The organism is Bradyrhizobium sp. 190, from assembly GCF_023073415.1.
Classification (GTDB): Bacteria; Pseudomonadota; Alphaproteobacteria; order Rhizobiales; family Xanthobacteraceae; genus Bradyrhizobium.
Map to the genome: position 1 here is coordinate 13394 of NZ_JADPJL010000014.1, position 20159 is coordinate 33552.

Annotated in this window: 17 protein-coding genes and 1 pseudogene; 9 read left to right on the forward strand and 9 right to left on the reverse strand. The window is 63.3% G+C overall.

Annotation, left to right across the window (positions count from 1 at the left end; all coding sequences use genetic code 11):
* The first annotated feature begins 7 nt into the window (after nucleotides 1–7).
* Nucleotides 8–466, forward strand: a complete 459-nt coding sequence (locus tag IVB22_RS14030) for a RidA family protein (RefSeq protein ID WP_247517933.1) — start codon at nucleotides 8–10, stop codon at nucleotides 464–466.
* A 22-nt stretch (nucleotides 467–488) separates the two neighbouring features.
* On the opposite strand, the gene kynA is transcribed toward IVB22_RS14030, so the two are convergent.
* Together kynA and kynU are read right to left on the reverse strand one after the other, a co-directional pair.
* A complete protein-coding gene (gene kynA, locus IVB22_RS14035; RefSeq protein ID WP_247517934.1) occupies nucleotides 489–1328 on the reverse strand; it encodes a tryptophan 2,3-dioxygenase in 840 nt (279 codons plus the stop codon).
* On the reverse strand, nucleotides 1325–2518 hold the full coding sequence (kynU, locus tag IVB22_RS14040; protein ID WP_247517935.1) for a kynureninase: 1194 nt from the start codon (nucleotides 2516–2518) through the stop codon (nucleotides 1325–1327). The genes kynA and kynU overlap by 4 nt, the downstream gene beginning before the upstream one ends.
* 164 nt (nucleotides 2519–2682) lie before the next feature.
* Here kynU and IVB22_RS14045 point away from each other — a divergent pair, with 164 nt between their 5' ends.
* The gene (locus tag IVB22_RS14045; protein WP_247517936.1) at nucleotides 2683–3513 is read left to right on the forward strand and encodes an alpha/beta hydrolase; all 831 of its coding nucleotides are present in this window, start codon (nucleotides 2683–2685) and stop codon (nucleotides 3511–3513) included.
* 69 nt (nucleotides 3514–3582) lie between these two features.
* Here the strand turns inward: IVB22_RS14045 and IVB22_RS14050 are convergent, their stop codons facing one another.
* Complete coding sequence (locus IVB22_RS14050) at nucleotides 3583–5103, reverse strand: mannitol dehydrogenase family protein (protein WP_247517937.1); 1521 nt, start codon at nucleotides 5101–5103, stop codon at nucleotides 3583–3585.
* A 122-nt stretch (nucleotides 5104–5225) separates the two neighbouring features.
* On the opposite strand from IVB22_RS14050, the gene IVB22_RS14055 reads away from it, so the two are divergent.
* The 6 genes from IVB22_RS14055 to uxuA all read left to right on the forward strand — a co-directional run bounded on the left by IVB22_RS14055 (nucleotide 5226) and on the right by uxuA (nucleotide 11370).
* Nucleotides 5226–5963 (forward strand): FadR/GntR family transcriptional regulator, encoded by a 738-nt coding sequence (locus IVB22_RS14055; protein ID WP_247517938.1) that lies wholly within the window; start codon nucleotides 5226–5228, stop codon nucleotides 5961–5963.
* A gap of 95 nt (nucleotides 5964–6058) precedes the next feature.
* Nucleotides 6059–7033 carry a sialic acid TRAP transporter substrate-binding protein SiaP gene (locus tag IVB22_RS14060; protein WP_374207529.1) on the forward strand — a complete coding sequence of 325 codons (975 nt, stop codon included), beginning with the start codon at nucleotides 6059–6061 and terminating at the stop codon, nucleotides 7031–7033.
* Nucleotides 7034–7121: 88 nt separating this feature from the next.
* Complete coding sequence (locus IVB22_RS14065) at nucleotides 7122–7694, forward strand: TRAP transporter small permease (protein WP_247517939.1); 573 nt, start codon at nucleotides 7122–7124, stop codon at nucleotides 7692–7694.
* A 4-nt stretch (nucleotides 7695–7698) separates the two neighbouring features.
* Complete coding sequence (locus tag IVB22_RS14070) at nucleotides 7699–9105, forward strand: TRAP transporter large permease (protein ID WP_247517940.1); 1407 nt, start codon at nucleotides 7699–7701, stop codon at nucleotides 9103–9105.
* Complete coding sequence (locus IVB22_RS14075) at nucleotides 9102–10148, forward strand: L-idonate 5-dehydrogenase (protein WP_247517941.1); 1047 nt, start codon at nucleotides 9102–9104, stop codon at nucleotides 10146–10148. The genes IVB22_RS14070 and IVB22_RS14075 overlap by 4 nt, the downstream gene beginning before the upstream one ends.
* A gap of 31 nt (nucleotides 10149–10179) precedes the next feature.
* Nucleotides 10180–11370 (forward strand): mannonate dehydratase, encoded by a 1191-nt coding sequence (uxuA, locus tag IVB22_RS14080; RefSeq protein ID WP_247517993.1) that lies wholly within the window; start codon nucleotides 10180–10182, stop codon nucleotides 11368–11370.
* Nucleotide 11371: 1 nt separating this feature from the next.
* Here uxuA and IVB22_RS14085 read toward each other — a convergent pair whose 3' ends face one another.
* The 6 genes from IVB22_RS14085 to IVB22_RS14110 are packed head-to-tail and all read right to left on the reverse strand — an operon-like array spanning nucleotide 11372 to nucleotide 18402.
* Nucleotides 11372–12451, reverse strand: coding sequence for an ABC transporter ATP-binding protein (locus IVB22_RS14085; protein ID WP_247517942.1), 1080 nt, complete (start codon nucleotides 12449–12451; stop codon nucleotides 11372–11374).
* Nucleotides 12448–13428: an ABC transporter ATP-binding protein gene (locus IVB22_RS14090; RefSeq protein WP_247517943.1), complete on the reverse strand. Its 981-nt coding sequence runs from the start codon at nucleotides 13426–13428 to the stop codon at nucleotides 12448–12450. The genes IVB22_RS14085 and IVB22_RS14090 overlap by 4 nt, the downstream gene beginning before the upstream one ends.
* Nucleotides 13428–14999, reverse strand: a complete 1572-nt coding sequence (locus IVB22_RS14095; protein WP_247517944.1) for an ABC transporter substrate-binding protein — start codon at nucleotides 14997–14999, stop codon at nucleotides 13428–13430. Before IVB22_RS14095 ends, IVB22_RS14090 begins: the two co-directional genes overlap by 1 nt.
* 15 nt (nucleotides 15000–15014) lie before the next feature.
* Nucleotides 15015–16583 carry an ABC transporter substrate-binding protein gene (locus tag IVB22_RS14100; RefSeq protein ID WP_247517945.1) on the reverse strand — a complete coding sequence of 523 codons (1569 nt, stop codon included), beginning with the start codon at nucleotides 16581–16583 and terminating at the stop codon, nucleotides 15015–15017.
* Nucleotides 16580–17467: an ABC transporter permease gene (locus IVB22_RS14105; protein ID WP_247517946.1), complete on the reverse strand. Its 888-nt coding sequence runs from the start codon at nucleotides 17465–17467 to the stop codon at nucleotides 16580–16582. Before IVB22_RS14105 ends, IVB22_RS14100 begins: the two co-directional genes overlap by 4 nt.
* Nucleotides 17464–18402, reverse strand: a complete 939-nt coding sequence (locus tag IVB22_RS14110) for an ABC transporter permease (protein WP_247517947.1) — start codon at nucleotides 18400–18402, stop codon at nucleotides 17464–17466. Before IVB22_RS14110 ends, IVB22_RS14105 begins: the two co-directional genes overlap by 4 nt.
* Before the next feature lie 494 nt (nucleotides 18403–18896).
* Here IVB22_RS14110 and IVB22_RS14115 point away from each other — a divergent pair.
* Nucleotides 18897–20144, forward strand: a pseudogene (locus tag IVB22_RS14115) (SulP family inorganic anion transporter); the annotation flags it as partial.
* Nucleotides 20145–20159: the final 15 nt, after the last annotated feature.

Genomic DNA, 20159 nt, shown 5'->3' on the forward strand with positions numbered 1-20159 from the left:
ACAGCCGGTGACCGCGCCCAAAGGCCCCACCTTGACGGTGGTGCCTAATCCCAAGTCCGATACCTCGTCATCCGGCCCGCAAGTGCTGCAGCCGAGTGGCTGGCCGATGCCGAAAGGCTACGCCAACGGCATGGCCGCCGATGGCCGGCTTGTGGTGACCGGCGGTGTGATCGGCTGGGATACGCAAGGGCATCTGGCGCCGGACTTCGTCGCGCAGGTGCGTCAGACGCTCTCCAACATTTCCGAAATTCTTGCCGAGGGCGGCGCCGGGCCTGAGCATCTCGTGCGTCTGACCTGGTATGTCGTCGACATCGAGGAATATCTCGCGAGCCTGAAAGAACTTGGCCGCGCCTACCGCGAGATTTTTGGTGCGCATTATCCGGCGATGGCGCTGGTTCAGGTGGTGCGCCTGGTCGAGAAAGCCGCCCGCGTCGAGATCGAAGCTACCGCAGTGGTGCCGCGCTGAAACCCGCTTATCGGCTGACGTCTTAGAGTTCTGTTCTCAGCCTCCAGAGTTCCGGAAAAAGTTCGACCTCGAGCATCTTGCGCAAGTAGGAGACGCCCGACGTGCCGCCGGTTCCGCGCTTCAGGCCAATGATGCGCTCGACCGTCGTGACGTGGTTGAAGCGCCAGCGGCGGAAATAGTCCTCGAAGTCGACCAGCTTTTCCGCAAACTCGTAGAGCATCCAGTGTTTCGCCGGCGATGCATAGACGGTCTTCCAGGCCGCCAAAACCTCGTCGTTTGGCGTGCGCTTGACGCGCCAGTCGGTTCGGCGTGCGTCTTCGCCGATGTCAAAGCCGTTGCGCGCCAGCAGGAGCAGCGCCTCGTCATAGAGGCCCGGCTCGGCGAGAATTTCCTCGAGCTTCGCCATGATGTCGGCGCGGTGGGCGTGCGGGCCAAGCAGCGCCAAATTGCGATTGCCGGCGAGGAACTCGATCGCGCGGTACTGGTACGACTGGAAACCCGAGGATTGCCCGAGCTGATCGCGAAACTCGGTGTATTCGCTGGGCGTCATCGTCCGCAACACGTCCCAGGCGGTATTGAGCTGCTCGAAGATCCGCGCGATGCGCGACAGCATCTTGAAGGCGGGCTGCAACTGGTCGTGGCGGATCGCCTTGATGGCGGAACGGAGTTCGTGGATGGCGAGCTTCATCCAGAGTTCGGAAGTCTGGTGCTGGATGATGAACAGCAGTTCGTCATGCGCGTTCGAGAGCGGCTCTTGGGCGTTCAGAACGCGTTCCAGATGCAGATAATCGCTGTAGGACATGCGCCCTTCGAACGACATCTGGGCTGCCTCAGGCGAGGAGTCGTCGGGCTCGCCAGTCATGTTACGAGCGCCTTTTTGCGGTAATCCGCGGTATCCCAGCGGCGATTGGTCAAGACGTCGGCGATGATTTCGACTGCCGCGCGCACCTCCGCTTCTCCGATGTAGAGCGGCGTAAAGCCGAAGCGCATCATGTCCGGCGCGCGGAAGTCGCCTATCACGTCGCGCGCGATCAGCGCCTGCATGATCGCGTAGCCATCCGGGTGACGGAACGAAACCTGGCTGCCGCGCTGCTTTCCGTCCCGCGGCGAAGCCAGCGTCAGTTCGGGACACCGTCCTTCGACTTCGCGGATGAACAGGTCGGCGAGCGCGATCGATGCATGGCGCACGTCAGTCATGTTGACGCCGTCCCAGACGTCGAGGGCGGCGTCGAGCGCGGCCATCGCAATGATCGGGGGCGTACCGACCCGCATTCGCTCAATACCCGGCCCGGCCCGATAGTCGAGGTCAAAGGCAAAGGGCGCGTGATGACCCATCCAGCCGGAAAGCGCCGGCCGCGCCGTATCGGCGTGCTTCGGCGCGACATAGATGAAGGCCGGCGCGCCAGGACCGGCATTGAGATATTTGTAGGTGCAGCCGACTGCGAAATCGGCCTCAGTACCTTCCAACTCGACCGGAATCGCGCCCGCGGAATGCGCCAGATCCCAGACCGTCAACGCGCCGGCGGCATGCGCCCTGCGCGTCAGTGCGCGCATGTCGTGCAGCCGGCCGGTGCGATAGTCGACCTCGGTCAGCATCAGCACCGCGATCGTCTCGTCGATGGCGGCTTCGACGTCTTCGGGGGCCACGACCTTTAACTCGTAGCCACGGTCGAGCGATTCAAGCAGACCGCTGGCGATGTAGAGATCGGAAGGAAAGTTGCCGGTGTCCGACAAGATCACGCGCCGCGACGGATTGAGTTCGAGCGCGGAGGCCAGCGCCTGGTAGACTTTGATGGACAGCGTATCGCCCACGACCACCGTCCCGTCGGCTGCGCCGATCAACCGGCCGATGCGATCGCCGATGCGCCGCGGCTGCGTCATCCACCCGGCGACGTTCCAGCCCTTGATGAGGTGCTTGCCCCATTCCTCCGATATCATGCGGCCGACACGATCGGCGGCTGCAACGGGCGGGGGACCGAGCGAATTGCCGTCCAGATAGATCACGCCATCCGGGATGGCGAACCGGGATTTTGTTCGCGTGAAATCGGTCATGTCTTTCCCTGGTCCACGCCCCGGTGGAATTATTCGCGCTGATATCGATTATTTCAAGCTTGAAATTTATGGGCGCAAGGTGCGCTTCCCGGTATAGTCTGGTTGCCTGCGGGCATCGATCGGACATCCGCCCGGCCCACAGAATCAAATGGAAACCGAACCACGTGATTTTTCATCAGATTTCCGACTGGAACGACGCCTATGCGAATGCTCCGAACATTCCGGGCGGCGAACGCTGGCCGGCGGCGTGGGTGCAGCCCGCGCAGGCCTATCGCGACGCGCTTCAAGGCAGCGGCCGCGCGACGCTCGATATCAGCTATGGCGAGCGCGCACGAAACCGCTTCGACCTCTTTGCGCCGGAAGGCCGGCCAAAGGGCCTGGTCGTCTTCGTCCATGGCGGATTCTGGAAGGCGCTCGACAAGAGCTTTTGGTCGCATCTCGCGCGCGGGTCGGTTGAAAGCGGCTATGCGGTGGCGATGCCCTCCTACACGCTGTGCCCGACTGTGCGCATCTCCGAGATCACGTGCGAAATTGCCGCGGCCGTCGAGCGCGCCGCCGCGATGGTCGAAGGCCCGCTTTTTCTGGCCGGCCATTCCGCCGGCGGGCATCTGGTGACGCGCATGATTTCGGCGACGTCGCCGCTCCCGGACCGTGTCCGGGAGCGCATCAGCCACACCGTTTCCATTTCCGGCGTTCATGACCTTCGTCCGCTGATGAAGGCCGCCATGAATACGGACCTTCGGATAGACGAGGCCGAGGCGCTCGTGGAAAGCCCCGCATTGCTGGAGCCGATGCAGAATGCACGCGTGACGTGCTGGGTGGGCAGCGCCGAGCGCCCGGAATTCGTCCGCCAGAACGCGCTCCTCTCCAACATCTGGACTGGGCTCGGCGCGAAAACCCGCATCATCGAAGAACCCGGCCGGCATCATTTCGATGTCATCGACGGGCTCGCCGATCCCGATCACCAACTCACCAGGACCTTGTTGTCTCCGTAGCCGGCTGAATTTCCGAAATGAATGGCGGTCGCGGCGTGGCCTTGCCACCAGATGGTTCTGACCTAGCAATCATGCTGGCTGAAACGTCTGCACGGTCTGACGTGCACCGAGTGCATAGAGTTTTGAGAGCGCCTCGGTGACGGCGCTGCGCATGCGAGGATCGCTGCCAAGGTTGCCGAAAATCGAGTGCACCTCCAGCAGCGCGGGAGCAAGGCGCTCCGCGTAGGGGCCGGCGCGCTCGGCGATATCAGCCAGTTCCCTGGCAAGCGGATCGCGCACGTCGATGGCGCGTCCCTGTTCGTCCTTTGCGGTGACGTAGCGCATCCAGCCCGCTACCGCGAGCGCATGGGTGTCGATCGAAAGGTCCAGCCGCAACCGGTCCTGCATGGTGGCGAGCAGCCGCTGCGGCAGTTTCTGCGAGCCATCCATCGCGATCTGCCAGGTACGGTGATGCAGAGCGGCATTGGAAAAGCGCTGCAGCAGCGACGCGCTGTAGGCCGCAATATCGGTGCCTTCAGGCATCGTAAGCGTCGGCGCCGCGTCGTGCATCACCTGTCGGGCAAGCGCTGCAAAGCGATGGTCGGTCATGGTGGAAGCGATGGTCTCATGGCCGGCGAGATAGCCGAGATAGGCCAGCGCCGAGTGACTGGCGTTGAGCAGCCGCAGTTTCATGTGCTCGAACGGCGTCACATCCGAAACCATTTGCACGCCCGCGGCCGCGAAATCCGGCCGTCCGGCCGGAAAGCGATCTTCAACGATCCATTGCGTGAACGGCTCCGTCACTACCGGCCACGCATCGTTCATGCCGAGCGCGGAGGAAACCTCTGATCGGTCGAGATCGGTGGTCTCCGGCACGATCCGGTCCACCATGGTCGAAGGGAAGGCGACCTCGGCTTCAATCCATTTGGCGAGATTGCGCGATCGCAAGGCGGCGAACTGCGTCACGATCCGCCCGACGGTATGGCCATTGGCGGAGAGATTGTCGCACGACAGAACGGTGAAGGGGGCTGCGCCTGCAATCCGCCGGCGCGCCAGCGCTGCCACCAGGAATCCGATGGCCGAGCGCGGCGTGCCCGGATTCTGCAGGTCATGAACGATGTCGGGATGATGCTCGTCGAGGTCGCCGGTTTGCGGCGTGTGGCAGTAGCCCTTCTCGGTGACCGTCAGCGAGACGATGCGCGTGGCCGGATGGGTGAGGCGCGCGATCAGCGGGGCGGGTTTCTCGGTGGCGACTTCGCATGCGAGGACCGAGCCGATGATCCGGTGATCGGTGCCCGCGCCGGCGCGAACGGCGAGGGTGTAGAGGCAATCCTGCGGGGCGAGGGCATCGCGCGTTTCCGAACTGCGCAAGCTGGCCCCGACGATTCCCCAATCCGTGGCGCCAATTGTAAGGAGGTCGTCGATCACCACCGCCTGGTGTGCCCGGTGGAACGCGCCGATTCCGAGATGAACGATGCCCGGCGTGACGCGCGAGCGGTCATAGGCTGGACGCTGGACCTGGCTGGGGAGCCTGTCGAGGTTGGCGTTGGACAGGCGCAAATCGCCGTTTTTCGGGCCGGAAGGCAGGCTTTTCGCCGTTTCGCTTGACATGGGAGACTCGATCTATCAATCTTTGGTCAATTGGTAAGGCCAATATTTCCGATTTATTGGCCTTGGCCCGATCAAAGCAAGAAAAATCGATCACTTCAGGGGATCGTCAGGGAGAGCCGAGCGTGCCGCTCGAAGCCGTGGAAGCGCGACGCCTATATCGCCAGGTTGCCGATCAGCTCCGCGCCTTGATCGACAGCGGCGAATACTCCGTCGGCAGCCGGCTTCCGACCGAGCGCGATCTTGCCGAACAGTTGAAGGTGTCGCGGCCGACGGTACGCGAAGCGCTGATCGCTTTGGAAGTCGAGGGCCGGGTTCGCATCCGCGTCGGCTCCGGAATTTACGTCAGTGAACCGGCGGCGCTCGCACCGCCCTTGCTGGCGGCGGCCGAGATCGAAGGTCCGTTCGAACTGTTGCGCGCGCGCGAATTCCTCGAAGGCGCCATCGCCGAACAGGCAGCGCGGGTGGCGACATCTGAAGACATCGCGCGCATCGAGGCTTCGCTGGAAGCGATGGCCACCGTGCAGCATCCCGGCGAAGCCTCGATGATCCATGACCGCGCGTTTCATGTCGCGGTAGCCGGATGTCTCGATAACGCCGTGCTGGTCCGTGTGGTCGGCGAGTTGTTCGACCAGCGGCTCAATCCCTACTTCGCCAAGCTCGCGCACTATTTCGAGAATCCGCAATCCTGGAGCGCGGCGCTGGCCGAGCACCGGGCGATCCGCGATGCCATTGCCGCGCGTGATCCAGACGCGGCGCGCGTGACGATGCGCGAACACCTGGCGCGTTCGCAGGCCCGCTTTGCACAAAATTTCGGGGCCGAAGCCTCGTCCGCGTCCCGCGTCCGCGCGAGGAGCAGCTGAACGACCAAGGAAAACGAAAGAATTCGAACGGTTCGGCGAAATGCCGCGCCGGTTGGGTAACAAAAGCAAATTGTAGCAAGGGAGGAATTCACGTGTTGAAGAAATTGACGATTGCATTCGCGGCGTCTGCTGCTGCGCTGTTGGCCGCGACCACATCTGGCATGGCGCAGACCAAGCTCAAATGGGCGCACGTCTACGAAACTTCGGAGCCGTTCCACACCGCTTCCGTCTGGGCCGCTGGCGAAATCGGCAAGCGCACCAATGGGCGCTATGCGATCGACGTCTATCCGGCCTCGCAACTCGGCAAGGAAACCGACATCAACCAGGGGCTTTCGCTCGGCTCCGTCGACATGATCATTTCCGGCTCGAGCTTCGCGGCCAAGAGCTTTCCGCCGATCGGCGTGACCTATTATCCCTACACGTTTCGCGACGCCGACCATCTGTTGGCCTATACCAAGAGCGACGTCTTCAAGGAGCTTACGAAGGGCTACGAGGACAAGACCGGCCATCGCATCCTCGCGGTGACCTACTACGGCGTGCGCCACACCTCCTCGAACAAGCCGATCAAGACCTGCGCCGACATGAAGGGCCTCAAGATTCGCGTGCCTGACGTTCCGGCCTATCTCGCGATGCCGCGCGCCTGCGGCGCCAATACCGCGCCGATCGCGTTTGCAGAGGTCTATCTCGCGCTGCAGAACGGCACCGTTGAAGCCCAGGAAAATCCGCTCACGACCATCGAGGCCAAGAAATTTTACGAAGTGCAGAAGCACATCGTGCTGACCGGCCACATCGTCGATCATCTCAACACCGTGATCTCCGCCGCGCTCTGGAAGAAGCTGTCCGAGGAAGACCGCAAGATCTTCACCGACGTCGCGCAGGAAGCGGCGGCGAAGGCGACCGCCGAGATCAAGACCAACGAAGCCAAGCTGGTCGATTTCTTCAAGCAGAAGGGCCTGACGGTGACCGAGGTCAACAAGTCTGAGTTCCGCGACACCGTCCTCAAGACCGTCAGCTTCGAGAGCTTCGACTACCGCAAGGCCGACTGGGAACGCATCCAGGCGGTGAAATAAACGGTTGGGCTTTCGTCCGTGCCTGCTGTGATTCCACGGCAGGCACGGCGGTGGCTTTCAAACGCCGGTTCGGGGAGGGCGCAAGCCGATGGTTGAAGTTCACAAGCAGATCACGGCGGACGAGATCGCCCATACGTTCGAGGACGAGGTCCCCAAGGGCGCCGATCTCGGGCAATACGCCGCCGAGGACTGGCTGGCGCTGGTGATCTTCTGGATCATGGCGCTGTCGGTCTTCCTGCAGTTCTTCACCCGCTATGTCCTCAATGACAGCTATGCCTGGACCGAGGAGATCGCGACCTACTGCCTGATCGGCGTCGTGTTCATCGGCTCGGCGATGTGCGTGCGGTTGTCGCGGCACATCCAGGTCGATCTGCTGTTCCGCTATCTGCCGCATCTGCCGGCGCGCGCGCTTTCGACCGTCATCGACCTGATCCGTATCGCGTTCTTCGGTTATGCGATCAAGCTGGTCTGGCAATTCATCCAGATCATCGGCGACGAGCGGATGACCACGATCAAGTTTCAAAAGGGTTTTGTGTATTACGCGGTGCTGCTCGGCTTCGTGCTGATGTTCGCGCGCTCGATCCAGATCGCGGTCGAGAACTGGCGGCGGGGCTACTCTATCCTGGAGCGTCCCGGCGCATTCGACGGAACGGAAGGGTAGGGCGATGCTGCTGCTGCTTGGGGGATTTCTGCTGCTGATGCTGATCGGCCTGCCGGTCGCACTGGCGATGGCGGTATCGTCGCTGGTCTACATTCTCGTTACCGGCATCACGCCCGACGTGACGCTGGCGCAGCGCATGATCGCCGGTGTCGAGAGCTTTCCGCTGCTCGCGGTGCCATTCTTCATTATGGCCGGCAACCTCATGAACATCGCGGGCGTGACGGGGCGCATCTACAAATTCGCGGTCGCGCTGGTGGGGTGGATGCGCGGCGGTCTCGGCCACGTCAATATCGTCGGCTCGGTGATCTTTTCCGGCATGTCCGGCACCGCGATCGCGGACGCCGCAGGCCTCGGCACGATCGAGATCAAGGCGATGAAGGATCACGGCTACTCCACCGAGTTCGCCGTCGGCGTGACCGCGGCGTCCGCGACGCTCGGGCCGATCATTCCTCCGTCGCTGCCGTTCGTAATCTACGGCATGATGGCGAACGTCTCGATCGGCGCGCTGTTCCTCGGCGGCGTGATTCCCGGCGTGGTCATGACGTTGGCCATGATGGCGACGGTGGCCTATTTCGCCCACAAGAACGGCTGGGGCAGTGACACGCCGTTCTCATGGCCGCAGATCGGTTCGGCCGCCCTCGAGATCTTTATCGTTCTGGCATTCCCGCTGGTGGTCTGGCTGTTGGTCGTCGGCGGGATGTCGGTGAACATGGCGGTCGGCATCGGTCTCGTGGCGCTGCTGGCGCTCGACTGGTACTTCGATTTCTCCGCCGTGATGGCACTGATGGCTCCGGTCATCCTGATCGGCGGCATGACGCTCGGCTGGTTCACGCCGACCGAAGCCGCGGTGGCAGCCGTGATCTGGTCGCTGTTCCTCGGGCTGGTGCGGTACCGCTCGATGACGCTGCAGACGGTGGCCAAGGCGACCTTCGACACCATCGAGACCACGGCCTCGGTGCTGTTCATCGTCACCGCGGCCTCGATCTTTGCGTGGCTGCTGACGGTGTCGCAGGCGGCGCAGACGCTGACGGATGCGATGCTCGGGATCACCCAGAACAAATGGGTGTTCCTGCTGCTCGCCAACATCCTGATCCTGTTCGTCGGCTGTTTCATCGACACTATCGCCGCCATCACCATCCTGGTGCCGATCCTGCTGCCGATCGTTCTGAAACTGGGCATCGACCCCATTCATTTCGGCCTGATCATGACGCTGAACCTAATGATAGGCCTCTTACACCCGCCGCTCGGCATGGTGCTGTTCGTGCTCGCGCGCGTGGCGAAACTATCCGTCGAGCGCACGACGATGGCGATCCTGCCGTGGCTGGTGCCGCTGCTGCTGGCGCTTATCGCCATCACCTACATCCCGGAGCTGACGCTCTGGCTACCGAAGTATATGGGACTCTCAAAATGACATCGATGGCTTTGGCCGCAACGCTGTTTGGCCCGGAAGATCTGCGCATGGTCGAGCGGCCGCTCGATCCGTTGGCGTCAGGCATGGTGCGGATTCGCTTCGGCGCCGGCGGCATCTGCGGCTCCGACATGCATTACTATCGCCATGCTCGCACCGGCGATTTCGTCGTGACCTCGCCGCTCGTGCTCGGCCACGAGATTGCGGGCGAGGTGGTCGAGATCGCGGGCTCCGCGCCCGGCGTGAAGGTTGGCGACCGCGTCGCGGTCAATCCGTCGCGCTGGTGCGGCCACTGCAAGCCCTGCCGTGAAAACCGGCCCAACCTCTGCGAGAATATCTTCTTCATGGGTTCGGCTTCGAAGACCCCGCACATGCAGGGCGGCTTTGCGTCCTACTTCGACGCCGTCCCGGCGCAATGCGTGAAGATTCCGGACCACGTGACGTATCAGGCGGCGGCGCTCGCCGAGCCGCTTGCGGTATGCCTGCATGCGGTCGCCCGCGCCGGCGACGTCGCGGGAAAGCGCGCCGTGGTGTTCGGCGCCGGTCCCATCGGCTTGCTCACCATGCTGGCGGCGCAGCGCGCCGGGATCGCGGAGACGACCGTCGTCGATATTGCGAAGGCGCCGCTGGCGTTTGCCAAGCGATTGGGCGCCAATCATGTCGTCGATATCTCCGGTGGCGAAGAGGCGTTGAAGGCGGAAGCTGCGGCGCGTCCGTTCGATGTCGCATTCGAAGTCTCGGGCACGGCCGCTGGCCTTGCCAGCGCCATCGGCGTCATCAGGCGCGGCGGTGTTGTGGTTCAGGTTGGCAACCTGCCCGGCGGGCAGATCCCGGTGCCGGCGAATGCTGTCATGGCCAAGGAGATCGACCTCCGCGGCTCGTTCCGCTTCGGGACGGAATTCTTCACCGCGGTCGAACTGATCGCCGATGGCAGCGTCGATGTGCTTTCGCTGGTGACAGCTCAACGCCCACTATCGGTCGCGCCCGATGCAGTGCGGCTGGCGCTCGACCGCTCGCAGAGCGTCAAGGTCGTGCTGACGGCTTGATTGCATTTTTCGTTTCAGGAGATCGCCCATGATGCTGCAGGGATGGCGGTGGTACGGCCCCAGTGATCCCGTATCGCTCGATGATATCCGCCAGGCCGGCGCGACCGATGTGGTGACGGCGCTGCATCAGGTGCCGATCGGCGAGGCGTGGACGCGCGCCGCGGTCGAGGAGCGCAAGAACCTGATCGAGAACAGCCAGCCCGGTCGTTCGCCGTTGACATGGTCGGTGGTGGAATCGATTCCGATCCCCGATGACGTCAAGCGGCTCGGCGGCGGCGCGACGCGCTCGATCGAAGCCTGGATCGCAAGCCTCGAGGCGGTGGCTGCCGCCGGCATCAAGATCATCTGTTACAACTTCATGCCGGTCGTGGACTGGTGCCGCACCGATCTCGAATGGGAACTGCCGAACGGCGCCAAGGCGATGCGCTTCGACCAGGAGCGCTTCGCTGCGTTCGATCTGCATATCCTGCAGCGGCCGGAAGCGCCGGCCGAATATTCCGAGGCCGCGCGGCGTCGCGCCAAGGAGGTTTATTCGCAGATGACGGAGGCCGATATCGATGTCCTCGTCACCAACATTGCCAGCGCGCTGCCGGGCTCTACGACGGATCCGCTGACGATCCCGCAATTCCGCGACCGCTTGCAGCAATATCGCGGCATCGATTCCGCGGTGCTGCGCCGGCACCTCAGCGAATTCCTCGCGCGCGTGACGCCGGTCGCCGAAGCCCTCGGCGTGACGCTGACGCTGCATCCGGACGATCCGCCGCGGCCGCTGTTCGGCCTGCCGCGCATTGCCTCGTCAGCCGAGGACTATCAAGCGCTGTTCGACGCGGTGCCCTCCAAGGCCAACGGAATCTGCTTCTGTACTGGTTCCCTCGGCGTGCGGGCGGAGAACGATCTGCCCGCGATGGCGAAACGCTTCGCGCCGCGGATCGGCTTTGCCCACCTGCGCGCGACCAAGCGGGAAGGCGACGGCCTGTCGTTCTTCGAGTCCGATCATCTCGACGGCGACGTCGACATGATCGCGGTGCTCAAGGCGCTGCTTGCCGAGAACCACAAGCGTTCATCCAGTCATCAGATCGTGTTCCGGCCGGATCACGGCCATCGCATGCTCGACGATCTCGCGGAGACCAAGCGGACCAATCCCGGCTATACTGCGATCGGCCGGCTGCGCGGGCTCGCTGAACTGCGCGGCGCCATCCGCGCCATCGAACACGCCGGCTAACTCAGACGAGCGTCTTCGCCTGCTTGGCGGCCTCGAACGCCGCCAGCCGCTCGGCGAATTTGCCGTTGGCGAGGCCGGCGCGCGCGATGATGGTGGGGATGGGCAACGTCTCGAAGAAGTGACAGGCCACGCGATGGCCGGGCGCTGCCTCGCGCAGCTTCGGCTCCTCGGCCGCGCAGCGTGGCTGCGCATGCGGGCAGCGGGTGTGGAAGCGGCAACCGGTCGGCGGCTTGAACGGGCTCGGCACGTCGCCCTGCAGCATGACGCGCGTGGTGCGCAAGCCCGGATCGGGCTTGGGAATCGCCGCCAGCAGCGCCTGGGTATAGGGATGCAGCGGCCGATCGTAGAGCGTCTTCTTGTCCGATATCTCGACCAGCTTTCCCAGATACATCACCGCGACGCGGTCGCTGATGTGCTTCACCACGGCGAGATCATGGGCAATGAACAGGTAGGAGAGGCCGAAGCGCTGTTGCAGATTCTGCAGGAGGTTGACGATCTGCGCCTGGATCGAGACATCAAGCGCCGACACCGGCTCGTCGCAGACGATCAGGTCGGGATTGACGGCGAGCGCGCGGGCGATGCCGATGCGTTGGCGCTGCCCACCCGAGAACTGGTGCGGATAGCGCCTGGCGTGTTCGGGCGACAGGCCGACGATGTCAAGGAGCTCACGCCCGCGCGCGGCGCGTGACGAGGCGTTGCCGATCTCGTGGACCCGCAGCGGCTCGTCCAGGATTTCGCCCACGGTCATGCGCGGGTTGAGCGAGGCGTACGGATCCTGAAAAATGATCTGCATGTGCCTGCGCATCCGGCGCAGCGAATCCTTGTCGAGATTGGCGATTTCCTTGCCCTTGAAGCGCACCGAGCCCGACGTCGGGTCCATCAGGCGCAGGATCAGGCGTCCCGTGGTCGACTTGCCGCAGCCGGATTCGCCAACCAGCGCCAGCGTCTCGCCGCGGGCGATCTCAAAAGTCACATCCTCGACGGCGCGCACGAGTCCAATCACCTTGCGGCGGATCAGGCCGCGCGTGACCGCAAAGTGCTTGACCAGACCGTCGACCTGCAGAACCGGGGCATCGTTCATGACGCCACCTCGACCGGCGCCTTCCAGCAAGCCACCTGATGGCCGGGTGCGATATCGCGCAATGGCGGCGGTTGCTGCTTGCAACGCAGGTCCGCGAACGGGCAGCGCGGCGCGAAGCGACAGCCGGCAGGTTGGTTGTTCGGGCTGGGCACCGTTCCCTCGATGGTGGCGAGGCGTTCGCGGTCGACGTTGATGCGCGGGATCGAGCCGAGCAAGCCGATCGTATAGGGATGCTGCGGATCGGCGAACAGGTCGTTGACGTCGGCGCTCTCGACGATGCGGCCGGCATACATCACCAGCACCTGATCAGCGACCTCGGCGATGACGCCGAGATCGTGCGTAATGATCAGGATCGCCATGCCGAGCCGCTGCTGCAGGTCGCTCAGGAGGTCGAGGATCTGGGCCTGGATGGTGACATCCAGCGCCGTCGTCGGCTCGTCGGCGATCAACAGCGCCGGCTCGCAACTCAGCGCCATCGCGATCATGACGCGCTGGCGCATGCCACCCGACATGTTATGCGGGAAATCGTCGATGCGCTGAGCCGGTGAGGGGATACGCACCAGGTCGAGCATCTCGATCGCGCGTTCTCTCGCCGCGCGCGGCGACATCGCGCTGTGGGCCAGGATCGCCTCGATGATCTGCTGGCCGACAGTGTGGACCGGATTGAGCGAGGTCATCGGCTCCTGGAAGATCATCGACATCTTGCCGCCGCGCAGCTTGCGGCGTTCGTCGGCCGAAAGCCGCAGCACGTCGCGATTGCCGAACAGCACCGCCTCGGCCTCGACCTTGCCCGGCGGGCTCGGCACCAGGCCCATCACCGACAGCGACGTCACACTCTTGCCGCAGCCGGACTCGCCGACAAGGCCGATCGTGCGTCCGCGGGGAACGCTGAAGCTGATGCCGTCGACGGCGCGGAACAGGCCGCGATCCGTCGCGAAGTGGGTTTTCAGCCCACGAACCTCGAGGAGTGTATCCATCAGAACGAATAATCCAGTCCCTTGTAGAAGGTGTTCTGATAGAGCATGTGCGGCCTGACGCCCTTCATCTTCTTCGAACTCGTCGTATACATCGCGACGTTCATTACCGGCATCAACAGATGCTCATTCGTCACCTTCTCCTGCACGCGCGCATAGTTGAGCGCGCGCTCGGTGTCGGTCAATGCGCCGCGGCCGGCGCTCAGCCACTCGTCGGTCTCGGCGTCCTTCCAGTTCATGCGATTGGGGGTGGGGATGTTCTTCGAGTTGAAATAGATATTCATCAGCTCACCCGCCGACAGATAGGGCACCGTCACGGTCCACAGCTCGTAGTCCTGTTTGCCCATCTCGGCTGGCGCAATCGTGGAGTCGTAGCCGACGATCTTCCAGTCGACGCCGATCTTGCGCATATAGCCCTGAATGGCTTCGGAGACGCGCGGGAAATAGCTAACCTGCGTGAACAGCACACGGGGCGCGAGCTTCATGCCGTCCTTCTCGCGGATGCCGTCACTGCCTACCTTCCACCCTGCCTCGTCCAGGAGCTGCTTCGCCCGCTCGACGTCCTCCTTGATGACACCCTTGGTCTTTTCGGCGAAGTCGAGCGCCTTCGGATCGACGAAGGTGTACGCCGGTTCGGCATTGCCCAGCATGACGCCCTTGACGATGTCGGCGCGATTGATCGCGATGTTCATCGCCTCGCGCACGCGCTTGTCGGAGACCATCGGGCGCGTGATCTTGTAGCCGTAATACATCAGCTGGAAGTTCGGCTGGGCTTCCTGGACAGTCAGGTTGGGCGCAGCCTTGACCTGCGCGATGAATTGCAGCGGAACCTGGTGGCTGAGATCGAATTGACCGCCCATGATCGCGGCGACGCGGCTGGCGTCCTCGGGCACGATCTTGATGCTGAGCTTGTCGAATTTCACCGGGCCCTTGTTCGTGTACATCGAGGGGCCCCATTTGTAGGCGTCGTGGCGCTTCAGCACGATTTCGGTGCGCGGCTGCCAGCTCTCGAAGCACCACGGTCCGGTGCCGTCAATTCCCTTGATGCCGTAGTCCTTGCCCAGCGTTTCCACGCTCTCCTTGCTATGGATCGCGTTGGTGTACATGGTGAGCTGCAGCAGCAATTCGGAGTAGGGTTCGTTAAGCTCATACTCGACGGTGTAGGGATCGGGCGCGCGGAGTTCCTTGATGTCGCCGGCGCGCCAATGATACGGCGCCTTGGTGTCGGGATCCTTCAGCCGCTTGAAGCTGTAGACGACGTCGGCGGCGGTGAACTTCTTGCCGCTGCAGAACGTCACGTCGTCGCGCAGCTTGAAGGTATAGGTTCTGCCGTCCTCGCTGATCGTCCACGACTTGGCGAGATAGGGGATCGCGGTCTTGCCGTCCCAGTCGAGCGCCACCAACGTATCCTGGAACATGTTGACGATATCCGACGTCGGCGACCACGTCGTGCGCTGGCCGTCGTAATGCGGCGCGTCCAGCGACTTCATCACCCGCAAGGTCTGCGCCTCGGCGGCTGAAGCAATTCCGACCGCTCCCAGCAGCGCCGCAACGCCCGTCAAAATGCTGCGCATCGTATTCTCTCCCTGTTATTTCTGGCGCGACACGTCCAGGCCTTTGTAAAAAGTGTTCTGGTAGATCATGTGCGGCCTGGCATCGGTGATCTTCTTGTTGGCCACCTGGTCCATGTTGATGTTGAGCACGGGTATCCAGAGGTGCTCGCGCATCACCTTCTGCTGCACCAGCGCATAGTATTTGGCGCGGTCGGCCTCGGTCAGTGCCGAGCGGCCCTGCTTCAGCCAATCATCAGTCTCGGCGTCCTTCCAGTTCATCCGGTTCGGCGTCGGGATGTTCCTGGAGTCGAAGTAGATGTTCATGAGGTCGCCGGCCGACAGATAGGGCACTGTCACCGACCAGATTTCGTAGTCCTGCTCGGCCATCTTGGCGGGAGCAATGGTGGAGTCCCAGGGCTGAAGCTGCCACTGCACGCCGATGCGGCGCAGGTAGCCCTGGATCGCCTCGGCGACCCGCGGCGTGTTGCCGGCCTGGGTATAGTAGACCTTGGGCTGCAGCTTGACGCCGTCCTTCTCGCGGACGCCGTCGCTGCCCATCTTCCAGCCGGCCTCGTCGAGCAGCGCCTTTGCGCGCTCAATGTCCTCCTTCACGATGCCCTTGGTGCCGGCGTCGTGATCGAGGGCGTCGGGATCGACGATAGTGAAGGCAGGATCGGCGTTGCCGAGCAGGATACCTTTGGCAATCTCGCCGCGGTTGATGGCGATGCTCATCGCCTCTCGCACCCGCCGGTCCTCCACCATCGGCCGCGTCGTCTTGAAGCCGAAATAGAGCAACTGAAAATTCGGCTTGGCGGCGGTGACGGTCAGCATCGGGGCGGCCTTGGCCTGGGCGATGAAGGCCGGAGGAAACTGGTGGGTCATGTCGAACTGCCCGGCCATCATCGCTGCGACGCGGCTGGACTCCTCGGGCATGATCTTCATGCTGAGCTTTTCGAACTTCACCGGCCCCTTGTTCTTGTACAAAGACGGGCCCCATTTGTAGGCGTCGTGGCGCTTGAGCACGATCTCGGTGCGCGGCTGCCAACTATCGAAACACCAGGGTCCGGTGCCGTCGGCGCCCTTGATGCCGTAATCCTTGCCGAGCGCCTCGACGCTCTCCTTGTTATGGATGACGTTGGTGAACATCGTTAGTTGCAGCAGCAGTTCGGAGTAAGGCTCGTTCAGCTCATACTCGACGGTGTGGGGGTCGGGCGCGCGCAGCTCCTTGATATTGCCCGCGCGCCAGGCATAGGGCGCCTTGATCGCGGGATCCTTCAGGCGCTTGAAGGTGTAGACGACGTCATCGGCGGTGAATTTCTTGCCGCTGCAGAACGACACGTCGTCGCGGAGCTTGAATGTATAGGTTCTGCCGTCCTCGCTGATCGTCCACGACTTGGCGAGATAGGGAACCGGCGTACGGCCGTCCCAGTCGAGCGCCACCAGCGTGTCCTGGAACATGTTGACGATGTCGGAGGTCGGTCCCCAGGTCGTGCGTTGCGCATCGTAATGCGGCGCGTCGATGCCCTTCATCAGTTGGAGCGTCTGGGCCGTTGCCGGGCCCGTAACGCTGAGTGCCAGACACATTCCCAGTACGATCCTGATCATGTCTGCAGCCTCGGATCGAGGACGTCGCGGAATGCGTCGCCCAGAAGATTGGCGGCCAGCACGATCACGAAGATCGCACAGCTCGGGATCGTCGCGATGTGCGGCGCCATGAACAGGAAGTCGCGGCCTTGCGCTGCCATCATGCCGAGTTCGGCGGTCGGCGGTTGCGCGCCCATGCCGAGGAAGCCGAGCGCGGCGCCGATCAGGATGATCTGGCCGAAGCGTAAGGTAAGAAACACGAAGATCGTCGAAATGCAGTTGAGCGTCAGATAGCGCCAGATCAGTTCGCGGTCGCACACGCCGACGGCGCGGCCGGCTTCCATGAATTCCTGGCCCATCACGCTTATCGCAGCACCTCGCGCCACTCGCGCGACATCGGGCACGGTGGCGACGACGAGCGCGATCACCACGGCCGTCAACCCGGCGCCGAAGATCGCGGCGACCGCCAGCCCGATCAGGATCGCGGGGAAGGCCAGCATCACGTCGACCAGCCGCATGATCCAGCCATCGAGACGGCGATAATAGGCGGCGAGGATGCCGAGAACGCCGCCGATGACGCCGCCGACGATCACGCCGACCAGCCCCAGCATCAACGTGTTACGCGTGCCGTAGATGACGCGGCTGAAGATGTCCCGGCCGGTGTTGTCGGTGCCGAACCAGTGCTCTGCGCCGGGCGGCTGCATCACCTTGGTGAGATCCGTGAAGTAGGGATCGTAGGGCGCGATCCAGGGCGCAAACATTGCGGCGAACACGATCACCGTGAGCACCAGCCCGGCCATGGCAGCCACGCGGTCGCGCGCCAGACGGCGCAGCACCCCGGAACGGGCGAATACGCCGGTGTCGCGCTCTTGGACAAAGCCTGTATCGAGAGCCTCGGCGCTCATCGTCGCTGCACCCTCGGATCGAGATAGACGTAGAGCACATCGACCAGCAGGTTGATCGACAGGAAGGCGATCGCGAGGATCATGATCGCGCCCTGTGCGGTCGGAAAATCGCTGGAGACGATGGCGCCGACGGCGAGCCGGCCGACGCCGGGCCACGAGAACATGGTCTCGGTGACGACGGCACCGCCGAGCAGGAACGCCGCCTGCAGCCCGATCAGCGTGACGACGGGGATCATGGCGTTGCGCAGCGCGTGATGGATGATCACCACCCGTTCACGCAGTCCCTTGGCGCGCGCCGTGCGTACGAAATCGGCGCCGAGCACTTCGAGCACGGCGGTGCGCGTCAGGCGCGCGATCGGGCCGATCAGCACCGCGCCCAGCGTCAGCGCCGGCAGGATCAGGCTCGGCAGTCCGCCGTCCCATATCGGCCCGGTGCGGCCGGTGAATGGCAAGAGCGCCCATTTGAACCCGACATACTGGATCAGGATCAGGCCGATGAAGAACACCGGCATCGATACGCCGGCCACCGAGCAGGCCATGATGACGCGGTCAGTGAGGCGGCCGCGGTTGACGGCGGCCAGCGTTCCGAGCGCGAGCCCGATCGGCACGGCGAGCAGCATCGCGCCCAGCATCAGTTCGACCGTAGGCCCGATGGTCATCGCCAGTTCCTCGCTCACCATCCGGTTGGAAATGATGGAGCGGCCGAGATCCCCACGCAGCACACGCAGGATGTATTCGAAGAACTGGATGGGAATAGATCTGTCGAGGCCGAGTTCCAGGCGGATGGCGGCGATGGTCTCGGCCTTGGCATCGGGCCCGGCAATGATCATCGCCGGATCGGCCGGCACGACCTGCAACAGGCAAAAGCAGAGGAAGAGAACCCCGAGCAAGGCGGGGAACGAAATCAGCAGACGATGGACGATCTGTTGTCCCATGCGACGCCAACGGACGAGTTCGGCCTAAAGGAACTCACGCGCCGACGTTGACGCTTTTGTTTCCCCCTCGGCAGCCGCGCTTCGTCCGACGTGCGCAGCTTTTGCTTATAGCTGGATAGTGGCACCTGTCCGACGCGGCGTCACGCCCAATTTGCCAATTCGTTCCGGCTGCGTCCTTTTGCGCGTGATGCTGTGATGACATTTCGCAATGCGAATATTTCGTCTCACGAAAACAAGTGCACACGTGCAGGTCGTCGCTCTTTACTGGTGGCGCGTGCGAAGGATGCGCACAACCTAAAGCGGACGCGGGCTGTCGACGTCGAAAGTGTTGCTGGATGCCGCGATCGCTCATCGCAACCTCAGGCATGCTGGCGTCGGCTGATCCGTGCTTTTACGGGGGCTCATCTCCACGCCATTGCGATGATCGGGAGTTTTTCTGGTTCCGCCTTTAGCCCTTCGCTATAATCCGCGAATCCTTGATCGGTTAATATGCAATGCCTGATGGCTCTGCCAGCGCCCATCATTACCGCCCCAAGCTCGTCACCGTGTTGTCGGAGGGCTACGTTCTCGCCAGCTTTCGCAAGGATATGCTGGCCGCGCTGACAGTTGCGATTGTCGCGCTCCCGCTCTCGATGGCGATCGCCGTTGCCTCGGGCGTGTCGCCCGAGCGGGGATTATATGCCGCCGTCATCGGCGGCTTTTTAGTATCGGCGCTGGGCGGCAGCCGTTATCAGATCGGCGGTCCCGCCGGCGCGTTCATCGTCCTCGTATCGGCCACCGTGGCGCGATTTGGCCTCGAAGGGTTGTTGCTGACGGTTTTCATCTCCGGTTTCATGCTGACGCTGATCGGCTTGCTGAGGCTCGGCGCGCTGATCCGTTATATTCCCCATGCGGTGACCATCGGCTTCACCTGCGGCATCGCGGTGACGATCTTTGCCAGCCAGCTCAGGGATCTCGGCGGATTGAAACTGCCTGCCGCCGAACCAGGGCCGTTATTGCCAAAGCTCGCCGCGCTCGGGCAAGCGCTGCCGACGCTCAATCCTGCTGCGCTCGCCGTCGGCGTTGGTTCGGCCGCCTTGATCTTCCTGCTGCGGCGCCTCGTGCCGAACTGGCCGGGAATGTTGATCGCGGTCGTTCTGGCCTCGGTCGCTGCCTGGCTGTTCCACCTGCCGGTGGAAACGGTCGGCAGCCGTTTTGGCCAGCTTCCGGATGGTCTGCCGGGGCCGCGTCTGCCTGATATCTCTTACGCAACCATTCTCGAAGTGTTGCCGGCGGCGCTTTCCTTCACGCTGCTGGGCGCAGTCGAAAGCCTGCTGTCCGCAAAGGTCGCCGACGGCATGACCGGGCGCAAGCATCGCTACAATATGGAGGTGGTGGCGCAAGGCATCGCCAACGTCGCCTCCGCCATCTTCGGCGGCATCAGCGTGACAGGTACGATCGCCCGTACGGCCACCAATATCCGCGCGGGCGCGTGCAGCCCGGTCTCCGGCATGGCGCATGCGTTGTTCGTGCTGATGTTCATGGCGACCGCAGCGCCCTTGGCGAGTTTTGTTCCGCTGTCGGCGCTGGCCGGTGTGCTGGTGGTGGTGTGCTGGAACATGGCCGAGAAGGAAGAATTTTCGCGCCTGCTTCACGACTGGCGCCCGGCCTGCGTGCTGATCGCGACCTTCGGCCTGACGCTGATCGAAGACCTGACGATCGGCATCATCGCCGGGTGCGTACTGGCGGCAGCGCTTGCGATCTATGATCGCGTTCGC

Excerpts from the sequence above, each read along its gene's own strand:
- uxuA (WP_247517993.1), top strand. The coding sequence starts at position 10,180 with ATGCTGCAGGGATGGCGGTGGTACGGCCCCAGTGATCCCGTATCGCTC.
- IVB22_RS14100 (WP_247517945.1), bottom strand. The coding sequence starts at position 16,583 with ATGATCAGGATCGTACTGGGAATGTGTCTGGCACTCAGCGTTACGGGC.
- kynU (WP_247517935.1), bottom strand. The coding sequence starts at position 2,518 with ATGACCGATTTCACGCGAACAAAATCCCGGTTCGCCATCCCGGATGGC.
- IVB22_RS14110 (WP_247517947.1), bottom strand. The coding sequence starts at position 18,402 with ATGGGACAACAGATCGTCCATCGTCTGCTGATTTCGTTCCCCGCCTTG.
- IVB22_RS14085 (WP_247517942.1), bottom strand. The coding sequence starts at position 12,451 with ATGAACGATGCCCCGGTTCTGCAGGTCGACGGTCTGGTCAAGCACTTT.
- IVB22_RS14075 (WP_247517941.1), top strand. The coding sequence starts at position 9,102 with ATGACATCGATGGCTTTGGCCGCAACGCTGTTTGGCCCGGAAGATCTG.
- IVB22_RS14095 (WP_247517944.1), bottom strand. The coding sequence starts at position 14,999 with ATGCGCAGCATTTTGACGGGCGTTGCGGCGCTGCTGGGAGCGGTCGGA.
- IVB22_RS14090 (WP_247517943.1), bottom strand. The coding sequence starts at position 13,428 with ATGGATACACTCCTCGAGGTTCGTGGGCTGAAAACCCACTTCGCGACG.
- IVB22_RS14065 (WP_247517939.1), top strand. The coding sequence starts at position 7,122 with ATGGTTGAAGTTCACAAGCAGATCACGGCGGACGAGATCGCCCATACG.
- IVB22_RS14105 (WP_247517946.1), bottom strand. The coding sequence starts at position 17,467 with ATGAGCGCCGAGGCTCTCGATACAGGCTTTGTCCAAGAGCGCGACACC.
- IVB22_RS14050 (WP_247517937.1), bottom strand. The coding sequence starts at position 5,103 with ATGTCAAGCGAAACGGCGAAAAGCCTGCCTTCCGGCCCGAAAAACGGC.
- kynA (WP_247517934.1), bottom strand. The coding sequence starts at position 1,328 with ATGACTGGCGAGCCCGACGACTCCTCGCCTGAGGCAGCCCAGATGTCG.
- IVB22_RS14070 (WP_247517940.1), top strand. The coding sequence starts at position 7,699 with ATGCTGCTGCTGCTTGGGGGATTTCTGCTGCTGATGCTGATCGGCCTG.